This window comes from Neorhizobium fuzhouense (genome assembly GCF_042611105.1).
GTDB classification, from domain to species: Bacteria; Pseudomonadota; Alphaproteobacteria; order Rhizobiales; family Rhizobiaceae; genus Neorhizobium; species Neorhizobium galegae_A.
The window spans coordinates 86,800-97,953 of sequence record NZ_JBHFFP010000004.1; the positions used below are offsets into that span (position 1 = coordinate 86,800).

General features: G+C 64.5%; 9 protein-coding genes and 1 pseudogene. 7 read left to right on the forward strand and 3 right to left on the reverse strand.

Annotated elements, in window-relative coordinates:
- Positions 1-12: 12 nt before the first annotated feature.
- Both hutC and ACEXP3_RS09180 read right to left on the reverse strand, forming a co-directional pair.
- Positions 13-744 carry a histidine utilization transcriptional repressor HutC gene (gene hutC / locus ACEXP3_RS09175; RefSeq protein ID WP_377296976.1) on the reverse strand — a complete coding sequence of 244 codons (732 nt, stop codon included), beginning with the start codon at positions 742-744 and terminating at the stop codon, positions 13-15.
- Positions 741-2,087 (reverse strand): formimidoylglutamate deiminase, encoded by a 1,347-nt coding sequence (locus ACEXP3_RS09180; protein ID WP_377296977.1) that lies wholly within the window; start codon positions 2,085-2,087, stop codon positions 741-743. Before ACEXP3_RS09180 ends, hutC begins: the two co-directional genes overlap by 4 nt.
- Before the next feature lie 105 nt (positions 2,088-2,192).
- Between ACEXP3_RS09180 and hutI the strand changes: the two genes are divergently transcribed.
- The 7 genes from hutI to ACEXP3_RS09215 all read left to right on the forward strand — a co-directional run bounded on the left by hutI (position 2,193) and on the right by ACEXP3_RS09215 (position 10,865).
- Entirely contained in the window at positions 2,193-3,464 is a 1,272-nt protein-coding gene (hutI, locus tag ACEXP3_RS09185) for an imidazolonepropionase (RefSeq protein WP_377296978.1), read from the forward strand.
- The gene (gene hutH / locus ACEXP3_RS09190; protein WP_377296979.1) at positions 3,461-4,996 is read left to right on the forward strand and encodes a histidine ammonia-lyase; all 1,536 of its coding nucleotides are present in this window, start codon (positions 3,461-3,463) and stop codon (positions 4,994-4,996) included. Before hutI ends, hutH begins: the two co-directional genes overlap by 4 nt.
- A gap of 55 nt (positions 4,997-5,051) precedes the next feature.
- Positions 5,052-5,855, forward strand: a complete 804-nt coding sequence (gene hutG, locus ACEXP3_RS09195) for an N-formylglutamate deformylase (RefSeq protein WP_377296980.1) — start codon at positions 5,052-5,054, stop codon at positions 5,853-5,855.
- Positions 5,856-5,868: 13 nt separating this feature from the next.
- Positions 5,869-7,542, forward strand: a complete 1,674-nt coding sequence (gene hutU, locus ACEXP3_RS09200; RefSeq protein WP_210107001.1) for a urocanate hydratase — start codon at positions 5,869-5,871, stop codon at positions 7,540-7,542.
- A 2-nt stretch (positions 7,543-7,544) separates the two neighbouring features.
- Positions 7,545-8,114, forward strand: a complete 570-nt coding sequence (locus ACEXP3_RS09205) for a HutD/Ves family protein (protein ID WP_377296981.1) — start codon at positions 7,545-7,547, stop codon at positions 8,112-8,114.
- Positions 8,115-8,451: 337 nt separating this feature from the next.
- Positions 8,452-9,945: a glycerol kinase GlpK gene (glpK, locus tag ACEXP3_RS09210; protein WP_377296982.1), complete on the forward strand. Its 1,494-nt coding sequence runs from the start codon at positions 8,452-8,454 to the stop codon at positions 9,943-9,945.
- Between the two features lie 98 nt (positions 9,946-10,043).
- The gene (locus ACEXP3_RS09215; RefSeq protein WP_377296983.1) at positions 10,044-10,865 is read left to right on the forward strand and encodes an HpcH/HpaI aldolase family protein; all 822 of its coding nucleotides are present in this window, start codon (positions 10,044-10,046) and stop codon (positions 10,863-10,865) included.
- 12 nt (positions 10,866-10,877) lie between these two features.
- On the opposite strand, the pseudogene ACEXP3_RS09220 reads toward ACEXP3_RS09215, so the two are convergent.
- Positions 10,878-11,154, reverse strand: a pseudogene (locus ACEXP3_RS09220) (ornithine cyclodeaminase); the annotation flags it as partial.

Here is an 11,154-nt window from a genome sequence, read left to right on the forward strand (position 1 = left end):
ACCGATCGGACGTTAACCGGCCGGACTTTCGCCCGGCTGGAAACGGGCCACCAGCGCGTGCCTGTCGCCGGGATAGGTAAAGCGCACGAAGGTGACGGGCCCGCTTGCACCCCAGGTGCGGCGCTCGATGACGAGGCAGGCGGCATTGCGCGGGATCTCGAGCGCCGCCGAAATCTCGGCGGATGCCGAAAAAGCCTGGATGCGGTGCTCGGCGGCGTTCCATGGCACCCGGCTGATCAGCCAGGCGCCGGGAGCGGTCTTTGAGAAGTCGGCGCTTGCGGCTTCGGCTACAGTGTCCAGGTTGATCAGGCGCTGCTCCAGGCAGAAGGGGCGCGTGCCGGCGCGGTGAAGGCAGGTGAGATCAAGCACGGTCGCACCGGCGCTCAAGTCCAGACGCTGCCGATCTGCGGCACTTGCCTTGCGCGCCTTCTGCTGTTTGAGATCAAACGCGTAAGAGAGGTTCAGGGAGCGAACCTCAGCCTCGATATCGTGAATTTCGAGGACGGCGGCCTGCGCGACCGGCTGAGCGACGAAACTGCCGGATTTCTTGCGCCGTTCGATGAGGCCCGCCCGCGCCAGCTGCGTCAGAACCTTGTTCGCCGTCATGCGCGAACAGCCATAGTGCACGGCAAGATCCACCTCGAAGGGAAGCCGGTGGCCGGGCGGCCAGGTGCCGGAGAGGATCTTCCCCTCCAGATCAGCCAGAATCCGACTGTGCAGCGTGCCGTCTTTTTCGCTCGTCATGATGACAGCAAGTCCCGCATCGTATCGCCAAAGCGTCGGCTTATCCTGTCGCGCAGCCGGTGGCGACCCTTTTCAACCTGCATCTGGCCGCGCACCCAGACACCGTCGACGCCGACACTGCCGGCAAAGATCCAGTGATCGAGTATCTGGTCGGCCGCAAGATAGGGGACAGCCGATACATCGAGCGCAACCAGATCGGCGCTCTGGCCAGCGACAAGGCCAGCCGGAGCGCCCATGGCGGCCGCGCCGCCGGCAAGGGCCGAATCGAACAGACGCCGGCCCGTCGACCCTTCGACCTCGGCCACGACATTGCGGGCCGTGAGCGCCAGACGCTGCGAATATTCCAGCTGCCGCAATTCCTGCGCAACCGAGATCAGGATGTTGGAATCCGATCCGATACCGAAGCGGCCACCTTTTTCGAGAAACGCTGCGCCATCAAAAATGCCGTCGCCGAGATTGGCCTCGGTGATCGGGCAAAGACCTGCCACCGCGCCGGAGGCTGCAACTCCGCGCACTTCCTCAGGTGTCATGTGCGTGGCGTGAATCAGGCACCAGCGATGATCGACGGGGGCATGGGACAGAAGCCATTCCACCGGGCGCTGGCCGGTATGGGCAAGGCTATCCTCCACCTCCTTCAGCTGTTCGGCCACATGGATATGCACCGGTCCGCCCTCTGCCAGCGGCAGGATCGCCTGCAACTCGCCAGGCGTGACGGCCCGTAGACTGTGCGGCGCAATGCCGAGCCTTGCGCCGGGCAAGGTGCCGACAAGGCTGCGGCAGTCCTCCATTTGGCGCGCAAAGGCATCGGGCGAATGCAGGAACCGGCGCTGGCCTTCGTTTGGCGCCGCACCGCCAAAGCCGGAATGCGCATAGAACACGGGAAGCAGTGTCAGATCGATGCCGGTTTCGACGGAGGCCGCCGCGATGCGCTCTGCCATTTCGGCAATATTTGCGTAAAAGCCGCCATCCCGATCATGGTGCAGATAATGGAATTCCCCGACGCGACCAAAGCCCGCCTCAAGCATCTCCATGTATAGCTGGGCTGCCACCGCTTCCACCTGATCAGGCGTCATCGACAGCGCAAAGCGGTACATCAGCGTGCGCCAGCTCCAGAAGCTGTCGGCGCCCGGGCCGCGCCGCTCGGCAAGGCCTGCCATGGCGCGCTGGAAGGCATGGGAGTGGAGGTTGGGCATGGCAGGCACGATGACCGGATAGCGCAGGTCACCCGCCTCTGCCGCCACGCCAGTTTCCACGCTCGATAACTGACCATCAACCATCGTCAGCCGCACATCGTTTTGCCAACCCTCTGGCAATAAAGCGCTATTTGCGTGGATCACCTGCATGTCGCCGTTCCTTGACTGGTTGGAGCCGTCGCGGCTCCGGAATTTCCGCTTGCGTGAGCCTCATAATGTATATACATGTTATCGCAAAGGGAAGGCGAAAGAACGATGGCAGGACGCGATTTTTCAGGAGAGTCTTCAAGTGCCGGTCGCAGGCTATGGCGGAACGCGCGGATCACCACGCTTTCGAATGAGGCAGGGACTGACATCATCGAAAACGGCGTGCTGGCGGCAGAGGGTGGGCGCATCCTGTTCGTCGGCCCGGCTCATGCCATGCCGGCAGACATTGCCGACAATGCCGAGGTGATCGATTGCGGCGGCCGCCTGATGCTGCCCTCCTTCATCGATTGCCACACGCACCTGGTCTATGGCGGCAACCGCGCCATGGAGTTCGAGATGCGGCTTGCGGGCGCCACCTATGAAGAGATCGCCCGCGCCGGCGGCGGCATCGTCTCCTCCGTCAAGGCCACCAATGCGCTGACGGTCGATCAGCTCGTGGCCGCTGCCCTGCCCCGGCTCGATACGCTGATCGCGGAGGGTGTTTCCACCGTCGAGATCAAGTCCGGCTATGCGCTCAGCATCGAGGGTGAGCTGAACATGCTGCGTGCGGCCCGCAGGCTGGGCGAAATCCGCCCCGTGCGCATTCTCACCACCTGGCTTGCCGCTCATGCGACGCCGCCCGAATACAAGGGCCGCAATGGCGATTACATCAGCGAAATCGTGATCCCCGGCCTGCGTGCCGCCCATGCAGAAGGCCTTGTCGATGCGGTTGATGGTTTCTGCGAGGGCATTGCGTTTTCGCCGGCCGAAATCGCCCGCGTCTTCGATGAGGCAAAAGTGCTTGGCCTGCCCGTCAAGCTGCATGCCGAACAGCTGTCGGACCTGAAGGGGGCAAGGCTTGCCGCCGCCTATGGTGCGCTCTCGGCCGATCATCTGGAATATCTGGCGGACGAGGACGCTGCAGCACTGGCTGAGGCCGGAACCGTCGCCGTGCTGCTGCCCGGCGCTTTCTACACGTTGCGCGAAAAGCAGCACCCGCCCGTGAAGGCGCTGCGGGCGGCGGGAGCGTCGATTTCGCTTGCGACCGACAGCAATCCCGGAACCTCCCCCCTCACCTCCCTTCTGATGACCATGAACATGGGCGCCACGCTGTTTGGCCTCACCGTCGAGGAATGCCTGGCGGGTGTCACGCGCGAGGCGGCGAAGGCCTTGGGGCTGCAGGACGAAACCGGCACGCTGGAGGCCGGCAAGGCCGCCGACTTCACGCTCTGGGATATCCAACGCCCCGCCGAACTCGTCTACCGCATCGGCTTCAACCCGCTCGTCCAGCGGGTGTGGAACGGCCGCACGACCTTTTCCTCTGCCGGAGTTCTTGCATGACCATCCCCCTTCATCCCGGCCGTGTCACGCTGGCGGAACTTGCGCAGATCTACTGGACCGGCGAAGCCGCCGTGTTGGACCGCAGCTTCGATGCCGGCATCGAAAAGGCTGCCGCCCGCATTGCCCAGATTGCGGCCGGCAATGCGCCCGTCTATGGCATCAATACCGGCTTCGGAAAGCTCGCCTCGATCAAGATCGATGCCGCCGATACGGCGACCCTCCAGCGCAATCTCATCCTGTCGCATTGCTGCGGCGTCGGGCAGCCGCTGCCGGAGGCCATCGTGCGTCTCATCATGGCGTTGAAGCTCGTGTCGCTGGGCCGCGGCGCCTCCGGCGTGCGGCTGGATCTGGTGCGGCTGATCGAGGGCATGCTGGACAAGGGGGTGACGCCGCTCATCCCGGAAAAGGGCTCGGTCGGCGCCTCCGGTGACCTCGCTCCGCTCGCCCATATGGCCGCCGTGATGATGGGTGAGGCAGACGCCTTTTATCAGGGCGAACGCCTGTCCGGTGCCGAGGCCTTGCGCCGGGCCGGCCTTACGCCCGTCGTGCTGGCGGCCAAGGAAGGGCTGGCGCTGATCAACGGCACGCAGGCTTCGACCGCGCTCGCGCTCGCAGGCCTGTTCCGCGCTCACCGGGCCGCGAAGGCGGCGCTGATCACCGGCGCGCTCTCGACCGATGCGGCGATGGGCTCGTCTGCGCCGTTCACCGAAGACATCCATACCCTGCGTGGCCACAAGGGCCAGATCGATACGGCGGCGGCGCTGCGCGCGCTTCTGGACGGTTCCGTCATTCGCCAGAGCCATCTGGAAGGGGACGAGCGCGTGCAGGATCCCTATTGCATCCGCTGCCAGCCGCAGGTGGATGGCGCGTGTCTCGATCTGTTGCGCATGGCCGGCCGCACGCTCGAAATCGAAGCCAATGCGGTGACCGACAATCCGCTGGTGCTTTCCGACATGAGCGTCGTCTCCGGCGGCAATTTCCATGCAGAACCCGTCGCCTTCGCGGCTGACCAGATCGCCATTGCCGTCTGCGAAATCGGGGCGATTGCCCAGCGCCGCATCGCGCTTCTTGTCGATCCCGCCCTCTCCTATGGCCTGCCGGCCTTCCTTGCGAAGAAGCCCGGGTTGAATTCCGGCCTGATGATCGCGGAAGTCACCTCGGCAGCCCTGATGAGCGAAAACAAGCAGATGGCGCATCCGGCGTCGGTCGATTCGACGCCCACTTCCGCCAATCAGGAAGACCATGTGTCGATGGCCTGCCACGGTGCGCGGCGTCTGCTGCAGATGACCGATAACCTGTTTTCCATCATTGGCATCGAGGCGCTGACGGCAGCGCAGGGCGTGGAATTTCGTAGCCCGCTGACAACCAGCCCGGAACTGCAGAAGGCCATGGCCGCCCTGCGTTCCGCAGTCCCGACGCTCGAAGAGGATCGCTACATGGCCCCGGATCTGGAGGCCGCCGGCCGGCTGGTGGCCGAGGGTACGCTCGTTGCCAGCGTCTCCGCCGGCATCCTGCCGGGCCTGGAGGGGTGATGTCATGATGTGCACCGTCCGTGGCCTACCCCTGTAACAAGACTTGAGAGCGTTGATGACCACAACCTTCGAAATCACCCGTGGCACCTCGCCCGCCATCCTCGCCTTCCCGCATACGGGAACCGAGGTTCCGCCGGCCATCTGGGACCGCCTGAACGACAACGGCAAGCTGCTTGCCGATACCGACTGGCACATCCACCACCTCTATGCCGGCCTGTTGCCGAATGCCACGACGGTGCGCGCCACCTTCCATCGTTACGTGATCGATGCCAATCGCGATCCGTCGGGAACGAGCCTCTATCCGGGGCAGAACACCACCGGCCTCATTCCGGAAACGGATTTCGATGGTAAGCCAATCTGGACGGATGGACAGCAGCCGACGGAGGCGGATATCGCCGAACGGCTGGCGGGTTTCCACGCCCCCTATCATGCCGCGCTTGCCGCCGAAATCGAGCGGGTGAAGGCGCTGCACGGCGTCGCGGTGCTCTATGACTGCCACTCGATCCGTTCCAAAATTCCCTTCCTGTTCGAGGGGCGGCTGCCGGATTTCAACATCGGCACCAATTCCGGCGAAAGTTGCGATGCGGCGATCGAGCAGACGACGGCGGACATTGCCGCCCGGGCCGAAGGCTATAGCAGCATTCTCAACGGCCGCTTCAAGGGCGGCTGGACGACGCGCCATTACGGCACGCCGCAGGCGGGCGTTCACGCGATCCAGATGGAACTCGCGCAGATCAGCCACCTCGCCACCGAAGCGCCGCCCTTTGCCTATGACGACGCAAAGGCGGGTGAGCTTCGGGCCCATCTCAAGACCATTCTGGAGCGCATCGAAGCGATCGCGCTTAATCTGACACGCTGAGGGGAGACGACCCATGACCAATCCACGCCACAATATTCGCGAGGTCCGCGCGCCGCAGGGCACCGAACTGACGGCCAAGAGCTGGATGACGGAAGCGCCTCTGCGCATGCTGATGAACAATCTCGATCCTGACGTTGCGGAGCGCCCGCACGAGCTGGTGGTCTATGGCGGCATCGGCCGCGCTGCCCGCACCTGGAACGATTTCGACAAGATCGTCGAGACGCTGAAGACGCTGACGGAGGAAGAAACCCTCATCGTCCAGTCCGGCAAGCCGGTCGGCGTGTTCCGCACCCACAAGGATGCGCCGCGCGTGCTGATCGCCAATTCCAACCTCGTGCCGCACTGGGCCACCTGGGACCATTTCAACGAGCTGGATAAGAAAGGGCTGGCCATGTACGGCCAGATGACCGCCGGTTCGTGGATCTATATCGGCACGCAGGGCATCGTGCAGGGCACCTACGAAACCTTCGTGGAAGCCGGGCGCCAGCACTATAACGGCAATCTGAAGGGTAAGTGGATCCTGACCGGCGGCCTCGGCGGCATGGGCGGCGCGCAGCCGCTTGCCGCCGTCATGGCCGGCGCCTGCTGCCTTGCCGTCGAATGCGACGAGACCCGCATCGATTTCCGCCTGCGCACCCGTTATGTCGATGCCAAGGCCCATACGCTGGACGAGGCGCTCGCCCTCATCGACCAGTGGACCAAGGCGGGCGAAGCAAAATCCGTCGGCCTGGTCGGCAATGCGGCGGACGTCTTCCCGGAACTCGTCCGTCGCGGCGTGAAGCCCGATATCGTCACCGACCAGACCTCGGCGCATGATCCTATCCATGGCTATCTGCCGTCCGGCTGGACGGTCGCCGAATGGCGCGCCAAGCAGGAAAGCGACCCGAAGGCGGTGGAAGCCGCCGCCCGCGCCTCGATGAAGGTCCATGTGCAGGCCATGGTCGATTTCTGGAACATGGGCATTCCGACGCTGGATTACGGCAACAACATCCGCCAGGTCGCCAAGGAAGAAGGATTCGAGAACGCCTTTGCCTTCCCGGGCTTCGTGCCGGCCTATATCCGCCCGCTGTTCTGCCGCGGCATCGGACCCTTCCGCTGGGCCGCCCTCTCCGGCGATCCGGAAGACATCTACAAGACCGATGCCAAGGTGAAGGAACTGTTGCCGGACAACAAGCACCTGCACAACTGGCTGGACATGGCGCGCGAGCGCATTGCCTTCCAGGGGCTTCCCGCCCGCATCTGCTGGGTGGGCCTCGGCGATCGCCACAAGCTCGGCCTCGCCTTCAACGAGATGGTCAGGAACGGCGAACTGAAGGCGCCGGTGGTGATCGGTCGCGACCACCTCGATTCAGGCTCCGTCGCCTCCCCCAACCGCGAAACGGAAGCGATGAAGGACGGCTCGGATGCGGTGTCCGACTGGCCGCTTCTCAACGCACTTCTGAACTGCGCTTCGGGTGCCACCTGGGTGTCGCTGCATCACGGCGGTGGCGTCGGCATGGGCTTTTCCCAGCATTCCGGCATGGTGATCTGCGCTGACGGCACCGACGATGCCGCCCGCCGGCTGGAGCGCGTGCTGTGGAACGATCCGGCCACCGGCGTCATGCGCCATGCCGATGCGGGCTACGACATCGCGCTCGACTGCGCGAAGGACAAGGGCCTGCGCCTGCCCGGCATCCTCGGCAACTGACGATGCAGATCCTCAAGTCAGAAAACTACAGGCGCATGCCGTGGAAGAACGGCGGCGGTGAGACGGCGGAAATCGCCATCTTTCCGCCGGACGCCGCCCTCAATGCCTTCGACTGGCGCATCAGCATGGCAACCGTGGACGCGGACGGCCCATTTTCGACTTTCGAGGATGTGGACCGTACCCTGACGATCCTGTCAGGTGCCGGCATGATCCTCACCATCGGGGATCAGCCGGAGGTCACGCTGACGCGAGGATCCGCCCCCTTGCCGTTCCACGCCGACGTGGCGGCCGGCGCGGTTCTTGTCGATGGCCCGGTGATCGATCTCAACGTGATGACGCAGCGCAAGCGCCTCAGCCACACGGTGCATCGTCTGTCCTTGCCGCTCGATCTGCCACCCTCCCGCTCGACCCGCGCCGTCTTTTGCCCGGAAGGCAATCTGAAGCTGGCATCGGAAGACGGCGCCGAGACACTGCAGACCTGGGACTGCGTCCTGATTGACGCGGGCGATCCCGCGGTTTCCCTCGAGGGCTGCCCCAGCGTCATCCTGATCGAGATCGACGCGCGGGACTGAACCGCGCGCGCAGCTTCTGTATGGAAAATACGGGACGCCGGCGTCCAGGTGCCGGCCTGTCCTTCCGTCCCACGTCATGCCTGGTGAACGCGAACACTTTCAAAAGCCGCCACGGAGGGCTTTTGCCGCCCGCCAATTATGCTACCAAGTCAAGGCTGTCGTTGGGAGCGACGGGCGCGGAGGAGATGACGTCGGCGAGCAGGCAATGCCATCGCATGCAGGCTCGGGCCTGCGAAGCACAGCCGCGACCGGCACATCCAAACGGCGTATTCAAGGATCGGTTCGATTGGCCGGTCCTCCATGATCTGCACGCCATGACGGACAAGGGATCTGCCGCATGAAGGACTTTATTCTCGCCATCGACCAGGGCACCACGTCCACCCGCTCGATCATCTTCGACCGCGCCTACAAGAGCCGCGGCACCGGCCAGCTGGAATTCCCCCAGCATTTTCCGCAGTCGGGCTGGGTGGAGCATGAGGCCGAGGATCTCTGGACGACGACGCTTGAGACAGCGCGCAAAGCCATGGAAACAGCCGGCGTCACCGCCGCAGACATTGCCGCCATCGGCATCACCAATCAGCGCGAGACGGCGTTGGTCTGGGACCGGCGCACCGGCAAGGCTATTCACCGTGCCATCGTCTGGCAGGACCGGCGCACGGCAGACCATTGTGCCCGCCTGCGGGCGGACGGCCATGCCGATCTGGTGGCAGAGCGGACAGGCCTGTTGATCGACCCCTATTTTTCCGCCACCAAGATCGCCTGGCTGCTGAACAATGTCGAGGGCGCTCGGGCCGCCGCCGAAGCGGGGCATCTCGCCTTTGGCACCGTCGACAGCTGGCTGATCTACAAGCTGACCGGCGGCAGGCGCCACGTCATCGACGTGACGAACGCGTCGCGCACCATGCTGTGCAATATCGGCACCGCCACCTGGGACGAGGATCTGCTTCGACTGTTTGACATCCCAGCCTCGATGCTGCCGGAGATCCTTTCCAATATCGATGAATTCGGCGAGACGGTCCCGGATCTCTTCGGTGGTGCCATCGCCATTCGCGGCGTGGCGGGCGACCAGCAGGCCGCCGTCATCGGGCAGGCCTGCTTCACGCCCGGCATGATGAAATCCACCTACGGCACCGGCTGCTTTGCCCTTTTGAATACCGGCAAGGACCGGGTAACCTCGAAGAACCGGCTGCTAACTACCATTGCCTATCGGCTCGACGGCGAAATCCACTATGCGCTCGAAGGCTCGATCTTCATCGCGGGCGCGGCCGTGCAATGGCTGCGCGACGGGCTGAAGATGATCGGCAAGGCATCGGAAACCGCAGAGCTTGCGGCCAGCGCCGATCCAGGCCAGGCCGTCTATCTGGTGCCGGCCTTTACCGGCCTTGGCGCGCCCTGGTGGGATGCGGAGGCGCGAGGCGCCATGTTCGGCATGACGCGCAACACGGGCCCTGCGGAATTTGCCCGGGCAGCGCTGGAATCGGTCTGCTTCCAGACCCGCGATCTGCTTGGCGCCATGCGCAAGGATTGGCCGGGCAATGCCGATACGCTGCTGCGTGTCGATGGCGGCATGGCCGCAAACGACTGGACCATGCAGCGGCTGGCCGACATTCTGGGCGTTGCCGTCGATCGCTCGGCATCGCCGGAAGTGACGGCGCTCGGGGCGGCCTGGCTTGCGGGCCACGGCGCCGGCATCTGGCCCGACCGGCTGGGTTTTGCGGCCGATTGGCACCGCGAGCGGCAGTTCGTCCCCTCGATGCAGGCGGACGAACGCCGGCGCCTGCTCGACGGCTGGGATTCGGCAGTGCGCTGCACGCTCGCCTTCGGCCGGTAATTTGCGGTAGGCGACCGCGCACGGCGCGGTTAAGGTTGCACCAGAGGCTTTGAAGCCTTCATCGACATCATTCCGGTTCCCACGCAAGGTATCTGCTCATGTTCAAGCCCAACCATCTCAAAGCCCGCCTCCTTGCCGGAGATGCCGCCTATGGCTGCTGGGTCGGCGGCGGCTCACCGACCAACTGCGAAATCCTTGGCCATCTCGGCTTTGATTTCCTGCTGGCCGACCATGAGCATGGCCTGGGTGAGACGCGCGACATCGTGGACGCGCTGCGCGCCATCGAGGCCACACCAACGCCGCCCGTCGTGCGTGTGCCGTGGAACGATCATGTCTTCCTGAAGCGCGTCATCGACGGCGGCGTACAGTCGGTGATGATCCCGCAGGTCGACACGCCGGATGCGGCGGCCGATGCGGTGAAGGCCTGCCTTTACCCGCCCCAGGGCATTCGCGGCTATGCGGCAAGCGTGGTGCGCGCCTCAAGCTATGGCACCGAGCCGGATTACCTCGAGAAGGCCAATGCCAACATGCTGATCGTGCTACAGCTGGAATCCTATACGGCAGTCGAGCATGCGGCCGAAATTTCGGCAATCGAGGGCGCCGACGTGATCTTCATCGGCATCAATGATCTCGCCGGCTCCATCGGCCGGCTGGGACAGACCGGCCATCCGGAAGTGCAGGCGCTGGCCCGCAAGGCCGAGCGCGATATCCTTTCCGCCGGCAAGATCATGGGCACGGTGCCGAATGCGGGGGCCAATGTGCATGACCTGCTGGAACGCGGCTACCGATTCATTCCCGGCCCCTATGACGTGGCGCTGCTGCGCGACAGCGGCCTTGCCGCCATGGGCGAGTATCGGGCCATCCAGCAGGCCCGCGCCAGGGGCGAAGCGCCGCCGCCGATTGCCGCCGCATCCTACTGAGCCCACTTCAGCCTATGTCTGCTGCCGCGCCTTATGGCGCAGCAGCATGCCAAACAGATCGCGTGGCTCGTCGGGATCGGCCAAGAGGTCGAGATAGTCGATTTTTCCTCCGGCGATCAGGATGTCGCGCACATAGCGCAGGGCGGAAAAATCCTCGGTGGCAAAGCCGACGCTGTCGAACAGCGTGATCTGTTCGGCCGTCTGCCGGCCGGGTGCGGTTCCGCTCATCACCTGCCAAAGTTCCGTCACCGGATGATCGGCCGGCAATTGCTGGATCTCGCCTTCGATG